18 protein-coding genes, 2 tRNA genes and 1 riboswitch are annotated in these 16,343 nt (G+C 73.5%); of the genes, 7 read left to right on the top strand and 13 right to left on the bottom strand.

Annotated features, from left to right (window positions below):
• Positions 1-124: 124 nt before the first annotated feature.
• From ABT095_RS22760 to ABT095_RS22775, 4 genes are all read right to left on the bottom strand, one after another.
• Positions 125-1,258, bottom strand: coding sequence for a PP2C family protein-serine/threonine phosphatase (locus ABT095_RS22760; protein WP_350531308.1), 1,134 nt, complete (start codon positions 1,256-1,258; stop codon positions 125-127).
• Positions 1,259-1,336: 78 nt separating this feature from the next.
• Positions 1,337-1,537 carry a hypothetical protein gene (locus ABT095_RS22765; RefSeq protein WP_350531309.1) on the bottom strand — a complete coding sequence of 67 codons (201 nt, stop codon included), beginning with the start codon at positions 1,535-1,537 and terminating at the stop codon, positions 1,337-1,339.
• A 194-nt stretch (positions 1,538-1,731) separates the two neighbouring features.
• A complete protein-coding gene (locus tag ABT095_RS22770) occupies positions 1,732-2,307 on the bottom strand; it encodes a TetR/AcrR family transcriptional regulator (RefSeq protein WP_350531310.1) in 576 nt (191 codons plus the stop codon).
• The gene (locus ABT095_RS22775) at positions 2,307-3,146 is read right to left on the bottom strand and encodes an alpha/beta fold hydrolase (RefSeq protein WP_350531311.1); all 840 of its coding nucleotides are present in this window, start codon (positions 3,144-3,146) and stop codon (positions 2,307-2,309) included. The genes ABT095_RS22770 and ABT095_RS22775 overlap by 1 nt, the downstream gene beginning before the upstream one ends.
• 163 nt (positions 3,147-3,309) lie before the next feature.
• Between ABT095_RS22775 and ABT095_RS22780 the strand changes: the two genes are divergently transcribed.
• A complete protein-coding gene (locus ABT095_RS22780; protein WP_350531312.1) occupies positions 3,310-3,513 on the top strand; it encodes a tautomerase family protein in 204 nt (67 codons plus the stop codon).
• Between the two features lie 11 nt (positions 3,514-3,524).
• On the opposite strand, the gene ABT095_RS22785 is transcribed toward ABT095_RS22780, so the two are convergent.
• Positions 3,525-3,815, bottom strand: a complete 291-nt coding sequence (locus tag ABT095_RS22785) for a YiaA/YiaB family inner membrane protein (protein WP_350531313.1) — start codon at positions 3,813-3,815, stop codon at positions 3,525-3,527.
• A 206-nt stretch (positions 3,816-4,021) separates the two neighbouring features.
• Positions 4,022-4,180: riboswitch (cyclic di-AMP (ydaO/yuaA leader) on the top strand.
• A gap of 13 nt (positions 4,181-4,193) precedes the next feature.
• On the opposite strand from ABT095_RS22785, the gene ABT095_RS22790 reads away from it, so the two are divergent.
• Complete coding sequence (locus ABT095_RS22790; protein ID WP_350531314.1) at positions 4,194-5,036, top strand: M23 family metallopeptidase; 843 nt, start codon at positions 4,194-4,196, stop codon at positions 5,034-5,036.
• Positions 5,037-5,208: 172 nt separating this feature from the next.
• Here the strand turns inward: ABT095_RS22790 and ABT095_RS22795 are convergent, their stop codons facing one another.
• A complete protein-coding gene (locus ABT095_RS22795; RefSeq protein ID WP_350531315.1) occupies positions 5,209-6,105 on the bottom strand; it encodes a hypothetical protein in 897 nt (298 codons plus the stop codon).
• 75 nt (positions 6,106-6,180) lie between these two features.
• Between ABT095_RS22795 and ABT095_RS22800 the strand changes: the two genes are divergently transcribed.
• Both ABT095_RS22800 and ABT095_RS22805 read left to right on the top strand, forming a co-directional pair.
• A complete protein-coding gene (locus tag ABT095_RS22800; protein ID WP_350531316.1) occupies positions 6,181-6,816 on the top strand; it encodes a GNAT family N-acetyltransferase in 636 nt (211 codons plus the stop codon).
• A 110-nt stretch (positions 6,817-6,926) separates the two neighbouring features.
• Positions 6,927-7,637, top strand: a complete 711-nt coding sequence (locus ABT095_RS22805; RefSeq protein WP_350531317.1) for a sensor domain-containing protein — start codon at positions 6,927-6,929, stop codon at positions 7,635-7,637.
• Between the two features lie 58 nt (positions 7,638-7,695).
• On the opposite strand, the gene ABT095_RS22810 is transcribed toward ABT095_RS22805, so the two are convergent.
• Positions 7,696-7,769 (bottom strand) — tRNA-Met (locus tag ABT095_RS22810).
• A gap of 165 nt (positions 7,770-7,934) precedes the next feature.
• Between ABT095_RS22810 and ABT095_RS22815 the strand changes: the two genes are divergently transcribed.
• Both ABT095_RS22815 and ABT095_RS22820 read left to right on the top strand, forming a co-directional pair.
• Entirely contained in the window at positions 7,935-8,261 is a 327-nt protein-coding gene (locus tag ABT095_RS22815; RefSeq protein ID WP_350531318.1) for a hypothetical protein, read from the top strand.
• Between the two features lie 90 nt (positions 8,262-8,351).
• The gene (locus ABT095_RS22820) at positions 8,352-9,050 is read left to right on the top strand and encodes a class I SAM-dependent methyltransferase (protein WP_350531319.1); all 699 of its coding nucleotides are present in this window, start codon (positions 8,352-8,354) and stop codon (positions 9,048-9,050) included.
• On the opposite strand, the gene ABT095_RS22825 is transcribed toward ABT095_RS22820, so the two are convergent.
• Together ABT095_RS22825 and ABT095_RS22830 are read right to left on the bottom strand one after the other, a co-directional pair.
• Positions 9,038-9,607, bottom strand: coding sequence for a Uma2 family endonuclease (locus ABT095_RS22825; RefSeq protein ID WP_350531320.1), 570 nt, complete (start codon positions 9,605-9,607; stop codon positions 9,038-9,040). The two genes, ABT095_RS22820 and ABT095_RS22825, sit on opposite strands and share 13 nt — an antisense overlap.
• A gap of 40 nt (positions 9,608-9,647) precedes the next feature.
• Positions 9,648-10,598, bottom strand: coding sequence for a hypothetical protein (locus tag ABT095_RS22830; protein ID WP_350531321.1), 951 nt, complete (start codon positions 10,596-10,598; stop codon positions 9,648-9,650).
• Between the two features lie 122 nt (positions 10,599-10,720).
• On the opposite strand from ABT095_RS22830, the gene ABT095_RS22835 reads away from it, so the two are divergent.
• Entirely contained in the window at positions 10,721-11,917 is a 1,197-nt protein-coding gene (locus ABT095_RS22835) for an aminotransferase-like domain-containing protein (RefSeq protein WP_350531322.1), read from the top strand.
• Between the two features lie 401 nt (positions 11,918-12,318).
• On the opposite strand, the gene ABT095_RS22840 is transcribed toward ABT095_RS22835, so the two are convergent.
• The 4 genes from ABT095_RS22840 to trmB form a co-directional block, all read right to left on the bottom strand.
• A tRNA-Met gene (locus tag ABT095_RS22840) sits at positions 12,319-12,392 on the bottom strand.
• A gap of 61 nt (positions 12,393-12,453) precedes the next feature.
• On the bottom strand, positions 12,454-14,031 hold the full coding sequence (locus tag ABT095_RS22845) for a phosphatidylinositol-specific phospholipase C domain-containing protein (RefSeq protein ID WP_350531323.1): 1,578 nt from the start codon (positions 14,029-14,031) through the stop codon (positions 12,454-12,456).
• Positions 14,032-14,151: 120 nt separating this feature from the next.
• On the bottom strand, positions 14,152-15,351 hold the full coding sequence (locus ABT095_RS22850) for a PrsW family intramembrane metalloprotease (protein ID WP_350531324.1): 1,200 nt from the start codon (positions 15,349-15,351) through the stop codon (positions 14,152-14,154).
• A gap of 98 nt (positions 15,352-15,449) precedes the next feature.
• A complete protein-coding gene (trmB, locus tag ABT095_RS22855) occupies positions 15,450-16,286 on the bottom strand; it encodes a tRNA (guanosine(46)-N7)-methyltransferase TrmB (RefSeq protein WP_350531325.1) in 837 nt (278 codons plus the stop codon).
• Positions 16,287-16,343 lie beyond the last annotated feature (57 nt).

Consider the following 16,343-nt stretch of genomic DNA (forward strand, 5'->3'; position numbering starts at 1 on the left):
GGTCAGCGGATCGGCGGGCCGCTCGGGCCCGTCCGGCGACGGCCCCACCAGCGGTGTCCCGCCGGTGGCCGGATCGGGTGTCAGGCCCGGGCGGTTGGCGAAGAGCCCGGGGCCGGCCGCCCGCTCACGCCCCGGCGCCGAGGCGGCGCAGGACGACCACCGTCCGGTCGTCCGCGACGTCCGGGGCGACCAGCCGCAGCAGCTCGGCCGCCGGGTCGGCCGGGCCGCCGGTGCGCAGCAGCGGGGCCGCCGCGGCGAGCAGCCGTCCGATCCCTTCGTCGATGTCCTCGCCGGGCACCTCCACCAGCCCGTCGCTGTACAGCAGCAGGGCGTCCCCGTGCTCCAACTGCCCGCCCGCGGCGGGGAAGGAGGCCCCCGGCAGGATCCCCAGCGCCGGCCCGCCGGCCTCCCGCAGCTGCCAGCTGCCGCCGAGCGCCCGGTGGTAGTGGGCGGCCGGCGGATGCCCGGCGTGGAACAGCCGGTACTCCCCGCTGGAGGGCCGCAGGGCCAGGTGCACCGCCGTCGCGAACTCGTCCTCCCAGTCCAGCCGGCACAGGTAGTCGTTGGCCCGCGGCAGGAAGGACTCGGCGGGCACCGAGCCGAGCAGCATCGCCAGCGCCCCGGAGAGGTGCATCGACCGTGCGGCCGCCCGGCTGCCCTTGCCGGAGACGTCCACCAGGACGACCTCGAGCAGGTCACGCTCGGCCCGGTGCGAGGCGAGCAGGAAGTCCCCGGAGAAGAAGGCCCCGCTCACCGGGGCCAGTGCCCGGTGGAACCGCCAGTCCAGCAGGTGCACCGGCATCCGGCCCAGCGCCCTGGTCCGCTCGGAGAGTTCGAGCAGCATCGAGTCGCCCCGGGTGCCGCGCAGGCCGAGCCGGGTGCGGTAGCGCGAGGTGAGCAGCACCAGCACCGCGGCGGTCACCACCACGATCGCCGAACCGGGCCGCAGCCCGTACGGGGTGCGGACGAAGAAGTCGATGACCAGGCCGGCCGCGACCGGCACCATCAGCATCAGCTGGCGGCGGGTGTGCAGCACGAACCCGCCGCAGATCACCGGGAAGACCAGAGTGGAGGGCGGGCACAGGTCCGGCCAGCGGACCGACACCCAGGTGAGCAGGCCGGTCAGGCCGGTGAGGACGCCGAGGGCCGTCCGCTCGGCGGCGGTGTCCCCGTCCAGGAGCCGGCTCAGCCACCGGCCCAGCGGTCCGCGCCGCAGCCGCAGCCCCACCTGCCGCGCCACCGTCGTGACTGCGGGCACCCCCACCTCCGCGCGGGACCGATCCGGACAATCCGCCCAATCTATCCCGCGCCGCTCTCCGAGCCGGGGAGGCGGGCGTCACTGCCCGTCGGACTCCCCGTACGTCTGGACCGGCCCGGCCGCCACCGGCCGCAGCCGCCACGCGGACCGGGCTACCTCGAACGCCCGACGCACCGCGCCGCCCGCCCTCTCGGCCGGCACCGCCCCGGCCGTCGCCGTCACCGGCGAGGCCGTGCGCTGGCCCGGGATGAGACCGGTGGTACGCGCGGTCTGCGTCATGCTGCCCACACCCCTTGCTGAGATCCGCTGCTTCCCGAACAGTACGTGCTCAGTCTGAGGGACAACATGCGTCGGATTGGTCTCGAATTCCCACCCAAATCCGTACCGGTCGTGACCAACCGACACACACTCAGCTCCCGTCGGGCGCCGCCGCCACGGTCGGGGTGCCTCGCGTCCCCCGCCGGAGGCGGGTCTCAGCTCCCGGCGGGCGGCCAGTGCCGCAGGCCCTCGGTCAGGACCCGGGTCAGGCGGTCGCGGGTGGCCGAGAGGTCCGCCGCGAGCTGGAAGGCGCCGGCGGTGGTCAGGGAGGCGAAGCCGTGGGCCATGGCGCGGACGGTGCGGGCGGCGTGGACGGCCTCCTCGCCCGCCAGGGCGTAGCCGCGCAGGACGGCGATGATCACACCGACCAGCCGGGCGGCGGCCTGCTGCAGGTCGGCGTCGTCCTGCGGGGCCTGGGGGAGGGCGGCGTAGCGGTACGGGGAGCGCCCGGCGTAGGCGAGGTAGGCGTCGAGCAGGGCGGCCACGGCTTCGTCGCGGCTGAGGCCAAGGACGGCCTCGCCGAGCTCGGTGGCCAGGTCCTCGGTGACCCGGACGGCGATCAGGCGCCGCAGCTCGGGCAGCCCGCCGGGCACGTGCTTGTAGAGCGAGGGGGTGGCCACGCCCGCCTTCGCCGCCACGGCGGCCAGCGTCAGGCCCTCGGGGCCCTGGGCGTCGAGGAGTTCGAGGGCGTGGTCGACCACGGCCCGCGGGGTGAGTCCGGCGCGCGGCATCAGGCCACCTCCGCCAGGAAGGGCAGCAGCGCCTCGGCGGTGGCCTGCGGGAACTCCGCCATCGGGTAGTGGCCCGCGCCCTCGATCAGCACGGTCCGGGCGTTCAGCGCCTTCGCCTGCCGCTCGGCGACGGCGGCGGGGGAGGGGAAGTCGGGGTCCTTCTCGCCCATGATCACCAGCGCCGGGCTCTGCACGTCCGCGCCCCAGCCGACCGGCGCGGAGTCGCCGAAGACGTAGCCGCGGGTGGCGACCCGCCGCCCGGGGGTGCGCAGGGCGTCGACCAGCCCGGCCACGTACGCGTCGTGGTCGGCCGGCTTGGCGGTCGGGAATGCCATCTTCCGCAGGTAGAGGCCCCAGAACGCCGGGAACCGGAGCACCGTGTGCCCGAGCGCCTTGACCATCACGCGCTGGAGGGCGTTGGCCGGCAGGTTCTCCACGAACCCGTCGATCAGCGCGATCCCGGCCACCCGCTCGGGGGCGAGCCCGGCGGCCTTGACCACCGAGGCGGCGGTGTACGAGCTGCCGACCAGGGCGGCCCGCTCGATGCGGAGGTGGTCGAGCAGGGCCAGCGCGTCCGTCGCGATCGCGGCGGGGGAGTAGTCGTCCCACTCGATCGAGGACTCGCCGAAGCCGCGCAGGTCCATGGTGACCACCCGGTGCCCGGCCGCGAGCAGCAGCGGGCGCAGGTGCCGGTAGGCCTGGCGGGAGTCGAGCATCCCGGGCAGCAGCAGGACGGGGGTGCCCTCGCCGGAGCCGCTGTCGTCGAAGGCGATCCGGCCGCCGGGGAGGTCGAGGTACTGGGTGGCGGCGGTGCTGGGCGCGTTGACGGTGGCGTTCACTGCGTTCTCCTCGTGGCCGGTGCGCTGTGCCTGATAGCCATAAAGCTAAGGCTAATAGCCTTAGCCGTCAAGCCCTCGGACGCGCGCCGTCGCGCTCGCCGCCGTGGGGTACCGTCTCGGGACCCGTTCGACGCCGTCGATCCGACGCAGCCAAGGAGCCCTCGTGCCGTTCATCAACGTCAAGCAGCTGTCCGGCCGCACCGACGAGCAGAACGCGGCGATCACCCGCGAGCTGACCGCCGCCTACGCCCGGATCACCGGCGTGGCCGCGGAGAACATCTGGGTCGCGATCGAGGAGATCCCCGCCACCCACTGGTCCTCCGGTGGCGTCACCTTCGCGGCCAAGCGCGCCGCCGCCCAGGAGTAGTGGGGCCCACCTCAGGCGGCGTCCACCCGGAAGGGGTCGTGCTCGGCCAGCAGCTTGTCGAGCCTGGCCTGGTCGACCCGGCTGGTGAGGGCGCCCTCCTCCTGCCGGTCGCGGATCACCTTGGCCAGCGTGAACGCCGAGGTGATCTCGTAGAGCAGGCCGACGGCCAGGAATCCGCGTACCCAGGAGCTGACGGGCAGATAGGCGATGCCGATGGCGAGCGCGGCGCTGGCGAGGCCGAAGGACAGGATGGCCTGGAGGTAGTAGGCGGAGGTGGTCCGGCTCTGCAGCTGTGTGGTCATGTCATCCAGGATCGCCAACTCCCGCGCGCGGCACCTGAGTACGGATACTCAACCGTTGCCCGTCCGGGCAGTGGGCAAATCGGTCCTAACCGCTCGAAACATGTCAGAGGTCTGGACCGAGATGTTCAGTGGCTTGGAATCAGGGGCCACTCGGATTAACGTTTGATAACGCAGCGCGGTCGGCAACGCCGTACCCGAAACGGCACCGTGCGCCGTCGCCTAATCCATGGACCCGCCCTCACCGGTGGGCCCGGGAGCCGGGGAACCACGTTCCACTGGGGTGAATCAGCCGGGCCCGCCCGGCCGTAGGAGACCTTCCTGCTCCGAACCCGTCAGCTAACCCGGTAGGCGCGAAGGAAGGAAAGGAGCGCGCCTCCCGTGGCGTCGACGCACTCCCCCGTGGCCCCCGGCCCGGCCGACCACCTGCTGGACGAGCTCGTCATGCCGACGGCCGACGAAGGCGCCCGCCACCGGATGCCCCGCCAGGCCCGGGTCGGCGGCCCGCTGATCGGCGTCACCGCGATGGCCGCCTCACTCGGCGCCACCGGCTTCGCCGCGGCCGCCACCGCGCCCACCGCGCCGGTCACCACCCCCGACGAAGCCCCGGTCACGGCCGACCCGGGTCTCGCGCTCGCCGCCCGCATCCAGCAGCAGGCCGACGGCAGCCGCACCGCCGCGGAGGAGACCCGGCTGGCCGCCGCCCAGGAGGCCGAGGCCAAGCGGGCCGCCACCCAGGCCGAGACCCAGCAGGCCCCGGCCCCGGCTGCCACCCCGGCCCCCGCCGAGCAGCCGGTGGCCGACGGCTTCGCCCTGCCGGTCAGCGGCTACGCGCTCACCGCCCACTACGGGCAGTCCGGTTCGTACTGGTCCCAGCTGCACACCGGCCTCGACTTCGCCGCCCCGACCGGCACCCCGGTGGTCGCCGTCGCCGCGGGCACCGTCAGCTCGGCGGGCTGGTCCGGCGCGTACGGCTACCGGGTGATCCAGACCCTGCCGGACGGCACCGAGCTCTGGTACTGCCACCTCTCCGCGATCACCGTGGCCTCCGGCCCGATCGCCCCCGGCACCCAGCTCGGCCGGGTCGGCGCCACCGGCAACCCCCCGGGCCCGCGCCCGGGTGCCGCCCCCGCCGCCCCGCACCTCCACCTGGAGGTCCGCCCGGCCGGCGCGGCCCCGGTCGACCCGCTGCCCTGGCTGCAGGCCCACGGCCTCCAGCCCTAGGGCCTGTCCGGCCGGTCTTGCCGGGCGCGCGACGCCGGGAATCCCGCCTGGACGCACGCCCGAATCACCCGAGTACGACCCGGTACGAGGGTGACTCGGGCACACGCCCAGCCGGGCCCCCGACGCCGCGCGCTGATCCGACAAGACCGGCCGGACAGGCCCTAGCCGCCCCCTACTCCTCGCCGTCGCCCTGTGCCGCCTCCTGGGCTGCTTCCTGCGCGGCCAGGTACGCCTCGATCTCCGCCGAGCCCGGCTCGGGGGCGAGAGCGGGGTACTCCAGGAGCAGCTCCGGCAGGCCCGGGACCGTCCACTCGCCGAGCAGGCGCAGCGCCTCCCGGGCCACGGCCGCCTCGAACTCGGGGTAGTCGCCGGAGAGTTCGTCCGGCATCGGCAGGCCGAGCGCTTGCCTGTCGGCCAGGTTGTCGTAGCTGCGCCGCATCAGCCACTGCTCGAGCAGCAGCCGGGCGCCGTCGGTGGCCATGCCCACCGAGATCACCCGGGTCGGCCCCCAGCCGCCGTCCCCGCCGACCCAGTCCAGCGTGCCGTCCTCCTCCAGCGCCCCGAAGGCCGCCAGCCGATCGGCCTCGGGCAGCTCCCCGAAGGCGTCCAGCCAGGCCCGCACCGCCGCCGGGTCGCCCTCGTCCACCCCGGCCGCCCGCAGCAGCAGGGTGTAGAGCCGGGGCCAGGTCACCAGGTGCGGCTGCCGCAGCAGCCCGCACAGCAGCTCCCCCTGCCACTCCGCCTCCGCGTGCAGCCGCTCCCACCGCTTGGCGTTCAGCCGCCGGGCCGCCCGCTGACGGTCGATCAGCAGCCGCACCGCCTCCCCGTACGCCTCCGGCTCGGCCGCCGGCTGCACGTACAGGTACATCCGCTCGTACAGCAGCTGCTCCACCACCGGCGAGCTCAGCTCCGGCCACCCGTCGTGCAGGTGTGCGTCGCCGAGCTCGAGCAGCGTCAGCACCGCCCGCACAGCGGACTCGGGCAGCGGCGGGTGGCCCGCCTCGGCCGCCCAGGCGAGCAGATCGGCGGTGCGGGTGTGCGGAGTGAGCTGCAGGTCTTCGACGTTCACCCTGCGTACGGTATCCGGTGGGTCGGCCGGGCGGCGGTATCGTCGGTGGCTCGGCAGACGGCGGAGGAGGAACCGGTGGACGTGAACCCTGCGGCGGCGAGCGGCCCGGTGCGGCTGCTCGGGCCCCGGCTGGCGATCCGCGAGTTCCACCACACCCCCGAGGACGTGGACTCGCTGCACGCCGTCTTCGGCGACCCGGAGACGGCCAAGTACCTGCCCTTCGAGCCGCGCGACCGCGAGCACTGCGCCGACCAGATCGTCCACTTCCTCGACGAGGCCGAGGCCGAGCCCCGCACGGTCTACCGCCTCGCCGTCACCCGGCTGGCCGACGGCGAGCCCGAGTACGCCGTCCCGATCGGCAACGTCGCGCTCGGCCTGGAGGGCAACCGCGCCGCCTTCCTGGGGTACGCGCTGCGCAAGGACACCTGGGGCAACGGCTACGCCGGGGAGATCACCGCGCTGATCTGCGACTTCGCCTTCGGCCCGCTCGGCCTGCACCGCCTCTGGGCCCGGGTCGACCCGGAGAACACCGCCTCCTCCCGCGTCCTCACCCGGGCCGGCTTCCAGCTGGAGGGCCGGATCCGGCACGACCTCTTCCTGCGCAACCGCTGGTACGACGCGCTCCAGTACTCCCTGCTGGAGACCGAGTGGCCGCGCGGCGCCTGGCGTTCCGGGGAGCGCGAGGGGGCGTCCTCACCCGGACGGAGGTAGGGAGAACCCCACCATGAATCCGGCAGCCTGCTCCAATGTGCTGACCCAGGCCGGCACGGCATCGTGGAGGACGTAGCGAGGACCACGAAGCCAAGCCCAGGGGGCCGACCATGAGCACCACGCAGCCCAGCACCGCGCTGTTCGACACCAGCCAGTACCCGTACCGGCGTCGGCCCGCGCCCTCGTTCCTGCAGGCGCCGTTCGCGGGGGCGACGTACCGCGAGCTGGGCTTCGTGCTGACGGCCTTCCCGATAGCGACGGCCGCCTTCGTGCTGGCGATCACCGGGCTCTCGGTCGGCGCCGGCCTGCTGGTCACGGTGGTCGGCCTGCCGGTGCTGGGCCTGCTGCTGGCGAGCGCCCGGGGCTTCGGCGCGATGGAGCGGCTGCGCGCCCGCACCCTGCTCGACATGGACGTCCCCGCCCCCGCACCGGTCCGCCCCAGCCGTCCCGGCTTCTGGGGCGCCGTCACCGCCCGGCTGGCCGACGGCACGGGCTGGCGCGCGGTGATCTACCAGCTGGTGATGTTCCCGTACGCGGTCTTCGCCTTCGTCACCGCCACGGTCGTGCTCTCGGTGGGCTGGGCCGCCGCGCTCTACCCGGCCTACCACTGGGCGATCGCCCGCTGGACTCCCTGGCCCGGCCTGCAGCTCTTCGACTTCAGCAACGGGAGCGGTGAGCACCGCTACTACCTGAGCTCCCCGTGGCAGATAGCCGGCTTCTCCGCCTTCGGGCTGCTCCTGGTCTTCCTCTCCCCGCTGCTGATCCGCGCCCTGACCAGCGTCCACCGCCTGGCCGTCCGGGTCCTGCTCGGCGCGCTCTGACCCCGAGCACGCAGAAGACCCGGCAGACGAATCTGCCGGGCCTTCCGTTGCTACTGAGTAGCGGGGACAGGATTTGAACCTGCGACCTCTGGGTTATGAGCCCAGCGAGCTACCGAGCTGCTCCACCCCGCGTCGGTGACTTCACTCTATGCGACAGGTGCCCGGAAAGCGAAATCGGTTTCCCGGCGCACCGGAGCCGAACGCGCCTTTCGTCGCCGAGTGGATCGTTTCCGCACCGATCCGGCTACCTAGGGTGAGCTGCGCACGCACCCACCATGACCGAGAGGTTCTGTCCCCATGCGTCTGCGCACCTCCCTCGCCGCCTTCGGTGGCGCACTGCTGCTCACCCTGTCCATGCCCACCTCGTCCTACGCCGCCACGGGCGACTTCCTCTACAAGGTCGCTCCGGGCGCCGAGGCCGTGCTCGCGGACCCGCAGAGCGGCGTCTGCCTCAACCTGGACGGCGCGACCGAAGCGGACCCGGCCTACGCCCCCCAGAACTTCACCAACTCCACCGCCACGGTCTTCCTCGACTCCGACTGCAACGGCGACACCTTCTACGTCATGAACCCCGGCAAGAAGCTCGGCGACCGGCTCAAGCTCCGCTCGGTGATCTTCTCCTGAGCCGACTGGGCTGACGCGCCCCACATGCGGGCCCCCGGGGGGCGTGGTGCGATGGGCTGCGCCTGTCCCGCCACCCCCAGGGGGCCTGCCGTGCTGGTCACCTCCCGCCCGCTCGACGAGTACTGCGAGCTCTTCGGCCTGAGCCGCCGCGAGCTGTGCGCCGTCCCCGGCCGGATCCTCGACTGCCCCGGCGGCGCCGCCGGACTGGTGGCCGAGGCCTGCGCCCTCGGGGTCGAGGTGATCGCCACCGATCCGGCGTACGCGGCGCCGATAGCCACCCTCGCCGCCCGGGCCCGTGAGGGCCGCGCCGCGATGGCCGCCGCGATGGCGGCCGCCCCGCAGCTCTACCCGCCGCTGCGGCACCAGCAGCCCGCCCGCTACCTCCGGGGCTGGGACCGAGCCCGCCGCCTCTTCGAGGCCGACGCCACCGGCCACCCCTCCCGCTACGTGGCCGCCGCGCTCCCGCACCTGCCCTTCGCGGACGGCTCCTTCGCGCTGACCCTCAGCTCCTACCTGCTCTTCGCCTACCCCGAGCTCTTCCCGCCTGCCGCCCAGCTGGCCGGCCTGCTCGAACTCGTCCGGGTCACCGCCCCTGACGGCGAAGCCAGGATCTACCCCCTCCACGACGGCACCGGCCGCCGCTGCCCCCACCTGCCCGAGCTCCGCGCGGCCCTGCGCCACCACCACGTAGCCAGCCGCCTGATCGCCCTGCCCCGCCCGGGTGCCCCCGGCCGCACCCGCACCGTCCTGCTCCTGACCCGGGCCTCCAGGAGCCGTCAGGCCGGGTAGCGGATCAGCCCGGCGGTGTCGAGACCGAACCCGAACGGTTCCGGGACCGGCACGGTGTCGCCGAACTTCCCCGTCCACTGCCGGTGGTAGGAGCCGTCGGACGGATCGGAGAACAGCGTGATCCGCCCGTCCCGGGGATCGATCAGCAGATAGAGCGGAATGTGCATCAGCGGGTAGTCGCGGACCTTGCCGACCAGGTCGTTCTCCGGGTTCGACGCCGACACGATCTCGACGGTGATCGCGGCGAGCTCGGCCGGTACCTCGTTGCCCCCGAGCTCCACCGCGGACAGCGGGATGTAGGTCAGGTCAGGATTGCGGAGCTTCCCGACGCTCGGGGAGGCCAGGTCGGTGTTCTCGCTGGGCATCAGACCGGCCGGCCGATGGGCGTCGAACTGTTCCCGGACCACGAGCAGGTTCCGTTGGTGGATGACCGAGGGCCCGGCCATCATGATGATCTCGTCGCCGGAGATCTCGACCTTCCACCCGGACGGCGGCGTCAGGCTCTGTGCGAACTCCAGCAGCTGGGCGTGGCGCTCGGGAATGCGAAACTCGGCCATGGTGAAATCCTCGCACCCGCCCGGCCCGCCGTGCTGCAGCTCACGCCTCTGTCGGCTGCTTCGCGGGTTCCGCCGGCTCCGGGCGCTGGGCCGGGACGTGGCGGAGGATCTCCTCCGCCACCGCGCGGCGGCGCGAACGCGGCGGGACAGTCCGGGAGTTGGCCATCTTCTTGGCCACGGCGGTGCGGATCTCGGCGAGCTGGTCGGGCGTCAGGCCGTCGGCGTCGAGGACGGCGCGGGCCGCCTGCAGGGCCTGCAGGAGTTCGAAGGAGGAGAGGGAGTCGTGCAGGGCCCGCAGGATGAGGTCCACCGCGCCGGTGTCCGGGCGGCCCTTCAGCAGCGCCAGGGCCTGGATTCGCAGGCCCTGCACCCCGGTGTCGAACATCGTCCGCACCTGCTCCGGCCCGATTCCGGCCTCCGACAGCGAACCCGCCGCCACCGCAGTCTGGTTGACCGAGTCGGCCAGCGTCTCCCGGTCGGCCACGGTGAGCGCCCGGGCCATCCGCAGCCTGGTCAGCAGCCAGCCCGAGACGAAGCCCACCACCGCGAAGTACACCGCCAGCGCCGCCGCGAACTGCGCCGCTCCCGCCCCGCCGCCCACCAACGGCGCCAGCGCGTCGCCCAGTTGCCGCAGCCGGTGCGGCAGCGTGACCAGCTGGGTCAGCCCGGCGCCGAGCAGGATCTTGGTCAGCCAGTCGGAGACCTGCTCCAGGTTGGTGTTGGGCGCGTAGCTCGAGGTCGAGGTGGACTGCAGGTCGTCCGGGTGCGCGGCCGCGCCGCTGGTGAGCACCTTGGGGATGCCGAACAGGAAGCCCAGCAGGCCCCCGGCCACCACGCAGCCGCCCGCGACCATCAGCGAACCGCCCAGCGCCCGCGCCCAGTCCTGGGCCGAGGCGGTGAACAGCACCACCCCCGCCAGCCCGGCGGCCAGCACCGCCGCCAACCCTGCCTGTACCGCGGGGGCCAGCTCCCCGTCCCGGTCGATCGTCACCGCAGCCTCCCCGAAATCCCGTGCCCGGACACCGGATGGTAGTCCCTGAAGCGCTGACAGGAACTGCCCACATCCTGGTCGCCCTCCTGTGCGCGCCCCCGATCCGCCCTAGGGTGAGGCGCATGCGACCAGTCACGCCCCCGCCCCCAACTGCCGCCCGGGTCAGTGCAGTCGGCCCCTCGCCCGTACGGGAGATCCTGGCGCTCACCGCCCGCCCCGAGGTGATCAACTTCGCCGGCGGCCTGCCCGCGCCCGAGCTGTTCGACGTCGAGGGCCTGCGCGCCGCGTACGACCGGGTCCTCACCGCGAACCCCCAGCGCGCTCTGCAGTACTCCACCACCGAGGGCGACCTCGACCTGCGGACGGCCGTCGCCGCCCGGCTGACCGGCCGCGGCCTGGCCACCGGGCCGGACGACCTGCTGGTCACCACCGGTTCGCAGCAGGCGCTCGCCCTGCTGGCGACCGCCCTGCTCGAGCCCGGCGACGTCGTGCTGGTCGAGGACCCGTGCTACCTGGCCGCCCTGCAGTGCTTCGGCTTCGCCGGGGCCAAGGTGGTGCCGGTGCCCACCGACGGGGACGGGATCGACCCGGCCGCGCTGGCCGAGATCGCCCGGCGCGAGCGCCCCAAGCTGCTCTACCTGGTGCCCACCTTCCAGAACCCCACCGGCCGCACCCTCCCCGGCGAGCGCCGCCGCGCCGTCGCCCAGGTGGCCGCCGACCTCGGCTTCTGGATCGTCGAGGACGACCCGTACGGGGAACTGCGCTACGACGGCGAGCCGGAGCCCTGGATCGCGGCCGACCCGGCCGCCGCCGACCGCACCGCGCTGCTCGGCTCCTTCTCCAAGATCCTCGCCCCGGGCCTGCGGCTCGGCTACCTCCGCGCCCCGGCCGCGCTGCGCCGCGCCTGCGTGATCGCCAAGCAGGCCGCCGACCTGCACACCTCGACCGTCGACCAGGCCGCCGCCGCCCGCTACCTGCGCGACAGCGACCTCGACGCCCACGTGGCGAAGATCCGCAGCGCCTACCGCGAGCGCCGGGACGCGATGCTGGCCGGCCTGCCCGCCGCCCTCCCGGCGGGCAGCGGCTGGAACCAGCCGGCGGGCGGCATGTTCCTCTGGGTCACCCTGCCCGGCGGGCTGGACGCCACCGCGCTGCTGGCCACGGCCGTCGAGCACGAGGTCGCGTACGTGCCGGGGGCGCCGTTCTTCGTCGCCGCGCCGGACCAGGGCGCCCTGCGGTTGTCCTTCACCACCCACGCCCCGGACGAGATCGAGGAGGGCCTGCGCCGCCTGGCCAAGGCGATCGAGGACCACCTCTGAGAACGCCGAAGCGAGAACGCCGAAGCGAGAACGCCGGAGCGAGAACGCCGAAGCGAGAACGCCGGAGCGAGAACGCCGGAGCGAGAATGCCGAAGCCCCCGGGCCCTCACCATGAGGGGGCACCGGGGGCCCGACAACTTCTGCGCATCTCCGCCGTGGAGGCTGCGGACCACGTCACCGAGGACTAGGCCGCGAACTCCACGGAGGCGCGCCCGAGCGAGTCAGCCGCGCACACGGACGCAGTCGTAGAGGTACTCAACTCAGGATCACCTCCCTTCTCTTTCGATGCCCCCACAGTAGGCACGCGCAGGAACAGGTGCAACGGATTTACGTCCGGGAACGAGCGAGAACGACGGAAGGCCCGGCAGACGAATCTGCCGGGCCTTCCATTTGCTACTGAGTAGCGGGGACAGGATTTGAACCTGCGACCTCTGGGTTATGAGCCCAGCGAGCTACCGAGCTGCTCCACCCCGCGTCGGTGAACCCAACCCTACGGGAGTGTGCCGCAGAAAGGAAATCCGTTACCCCGGCCCGCCTCAGCCCGGGCAGGAGTCCAGTGTCACCTTGCCGCCGGAGGTGGCCGCGGTGGCCGGGTCCACCGACAGGCACAGGCCCGTCCACTGGTTGATGAACTTGTAGGCCATGGTGTCCTTGTTCCCCACCCGCAGCGGGGTCGGGATGACGTTCCACAGCTGGTTGCCGGAGAACCAGCGGGTCTCGCAGCCCCACCAGAACAGCTGGGTCCCGGCCGGCGGCGGGGTGCCGTTGTTGTACGGGGCGGTCAGGCAGGAGCCGTTGGCGGCCTTGATCCAGAAGTAGCCCTTGCCGTCGTAGGCCGAGGGCTTCACGGCACTCCACTGGTGGCTGCTGGGCGGCGAGGACTGGCAGGTGCGCTGGGTGACCAGCCCGCCGGTCTTGGAGCTGTCGAACTCCGGCCCGCGCACCATGCACTTGCCGAACCTGCTGTCGACGTAGGTCTTGTCGGCGTTGACCTGCCAGATCGCCTGGTGCCCGCCCTTGACGACGCTCCCGCTGTTCCGGGCGACGATGTCCTCGATCAGCGCCCAGCCGGGGTAGTCCATCATGACGATCCCGAGGCGCCCGTTCCCGCCGCCGCCGTTGAGGTACCACATCAGCCTGAGGTTGACGCCCACCACCGCGGGCCGCTGATGGGTGGTGTCCCAGCCGCTGCCGCCCGCGTAGGTCATCGGGGAGGCGCCGATGCCGCTCGCCGAGGTGTACGTCACCCAGGTCTGGTCGGCGGGTGCGGCGACCGCCTGCTCCAGGTTGGCCCGGACCTCGTCGTACTTCTTGTTGATACCCGGGTCGTCGTAGTCGTCCTCGGTGTGGTCGCCGAAGGACTTCACGCCGTACTGGGCACTCAGGTTGTCGAAGGTGGTGAGCACGATCTTGCCGCGCGCGTCCCCGAGGACGGGCATGTCGGTCTTGGCCGCGCTGTTGACCGACGGGCCGTAGAACAGGCCGGGGAAGTCCGTGTTGGCGTACCGGTCGAAGATGTTCTTGATATCGGTGTCGTTGACCGTCGACGGGTCGTTGGTGCAGTCCTTGACGGAGTTGTTCGGCCGGGGGCACTCGGCCCGCAACCGCATCAGGACGGTCTCGCCCGGGTGCTGGCGCAGGAAGCCCTGGGTCTTGCTCAGCACGTCGGTGAAGTTGGCGTACTGGTACTGCGCGCCGTGGTGGACCACGAAGTACTTGCCCTCGGTGACCCGCACCCGGATGTCGATGGCGCGGATCCCGTGCTCCAGCTGCGTGGCCAGGGTGGCGGCGCTGTCACCGAAGTCCTGCTGGGCCTTGGACAGCTCGATCCCGTGGATGGCGAGCGTCTCGTGCGTGCCCGGGATGGACATCGCGGAGAGCGGGGTCCGGCCCGAGATGTTCTTCATCCAGTCCGGGTTGGTCGTCGACCCGAGCTCGACGGCGTCGGGGTAGACCGACCCGGCCGCGACGGCCTGGCCGGGCAGCAGCAGCGCCGCACCCACGGCGAGGCTGAGTGCCAGGCCGTGCGCCACTGCGCGGCGCCAGGTCCGCCTGCGGGGCCGGTCGGGGTCGGGGAGTCGGTTCTCGGTGCGGAAGACGTCGGGGCCTGGCAAGGCGCCACCTTTCCTCGGCGGGGCGGTGATGTCAGGAACAGACAGCGATTCTTCCGGCGGCCCGGAGCCCGGAGCCAGAGCCGGGAGGGCAGTACCGGTGGGGCCTCGGGGCGGTGGCTGCTAGGCCGTTCGGCTACGACCGGCGTGCCGGGCGGTCCGGGCGCGGGCCCAGGCGGCGAAGCAGACCAGGGCGGCGAAACAGGGCACCATCAGGGCCGCGTACACCAGCAGGAAGCCGTGGGTGCCGAGCCCGGCGGCGGCGTTCCAGACGCCGTGCAGGGCCATCGAGAGCAGCAGCCCGGCGGGGCCGGCGGTGCGGGCCAGCCAGCGGCGGCCGGTGGTGAGGGCGACGGCCAGGCCGAGACCGGTCAGCGCGGTGAACAGCGGGTGCGCGAAGGGCGAGAGCAGCCCGCGCAGCACGAAGGTGTGCACGGTGCTGTCGAAGTCCCGCAGGCTCGGCGTCTCCCCGAGCCCGATCCCGTCCAGCCGGGCCTGCTGGTCGTCGGTGAAGGCCCGGCCTAGGTAGAGCGCGTTCTCGGTGAAGGCGAAGCCGCAGGCGGTGACGCCGCCGAGCACCACCCCGGCGGCCAGCGTGCGCGGGTTGCGCCGCGCCCGGCTGCGGGGGTGGAGGTACGAAGCCCGCGGGGCGCGCAGCAGGCGGCGGGCCGAGCGGCGCAGCGGCGCGGGGGAGCGCCGGGCGAGCGCGGCGCGGGTGCGGACCGTCCGGCAGCGCAGCCGGCGGCGGACCGGCAGCAGGAGCAGCAGCAGGGCCGCGCCCTTGGCGGTCTCCTCGATCAGCGGGGTGGCGAACTCGGCGCCCAGGGTCTCGCCCCGGGCACTGCCCTGGTGGGCGATGAGGAAGTCACTGGCCCAGCCGTTGGCCATGATCGCCACCGTGGTCGCCGCGCAGGCGCCCCAGGCCAGGCAGAACAGGGTGTGCCGCAGCGGCACCCGGCCGGTCTGGTTCAGCCAGGCCAGCGCCCCGAGCACGAACGGCAGCGGCAGCAGCGCCAGGCCCATCCCGACCAGCAGCCCGACCGTGCCGGTCTGCCGGTGGACCAGCTGCAGGATCAGCACCCCGCAGCCCGCGAGGGCGAGCGCGGCCAGGGCTGAGGAGACGGCGGTGCCATGCAGGAAGGCGGTGCGGCGCACCAGCCGCCGGGCGGGCGGGTGCCAGGGCAGCGCCGGGCCCGCCCGGCGCAGTCGCGGGCCCGGGATCAGCCGGGCGCCCGAGTGGCGCGTGGGCGAGTCGTCAGCGGCGACGGCCGCTCCGCCCGCGGGCCGCGAGGGGGGCGAGCCGCCGCCGGGCAGGCTGCTCACCCGAAAAGCCTAGGGGAACCCCACCCTCCCGGGGAGTACCCGACACGAAAGGATGGCGCACATCCGAACGCCTGGCCCCGGCCGCCCCACCAGCAGTACTACCGGCGGCGGAACAGCAGGTCGTGCACCACGTGGCCCTTGGCGATCCCGGCCCGTTCGAACTTGGTCACCGGCCGCCACTCGGGGCGCGGCGCGTAGCCCGGCACGCTGCCGGCCGGGTGGTCGGCGGGCTCCAGCCAGCCGGTGCCGTCGCCCTCGGGGTGCAGGTTCTCCAGCTCGGGCGAGTCGGAGAGCACGGCCAGCATCTGCTCGGCGTACGGCTCCCAGTCGGTGGCGCAGTGCACCAGCGCGCCCGGCGCGAGCCGGGGGAGCACCAGCTCCAGGAAGGAGGGCTGTATCAGGCGGCGCTTGTGGTGCTTGGGCTTGGGCCACGGGTCCGCGAAGTACACCCGCAACCCGGCCAGCGAGGCGTCCGGGAGCATGTCGCGCAGCAGGATCACCGCGTCACCGGCGGCGAGGCGGACGTTGCTCGAGCCGTCCCGTTCGAGCAGCTGCAGCAGGTTGCCGTGGCCGGGGGTGTGCACGTCGGCGGCCAGGATGCCGGTGGCCCGGTCGGCGGCGGCCATCCGCGCGGTGGTCTCGCCCATGCCGAAGCCGATCTCCAGCGTGACCGGCAGGCCGCCGAACAGCGTGGTGAGGTCGAGCGGGCTGCCGTCGATGGCGAGGCCGTACGTCTCCCAGCCCCGGTCCAGCGCACCGGCCTGGGCCGGGGTCATCCGGCCCCGGCGGGGCTGGAAGCTGCGGATGCGGCGCTCGCTGTGCTGGGCCTCGGTGGCCCGGTGCGGGTACATCGGCGCGGGGTACCCGGCCGGAGCGGCCGACAGCCGCGCGGACGGAGAGGTCTGGGTGCTGGGGGCGGGGGCTGAGGCAGTCACAATCGCCCCATAGTACGTGGGTGCCGTGGCGGCCAGCCAGGAGCGTGACGGGCGTCG

This window comes from Kitasatospora sp. NPDC002227, assembly GCF_040296285.1.
In the GTDB taxonomy this organism is placed as follows: Bacteria; Actinomycetota; Actinomycetes; order Streptomycetales; family Streptomycetaceae; genus Kitasatospora.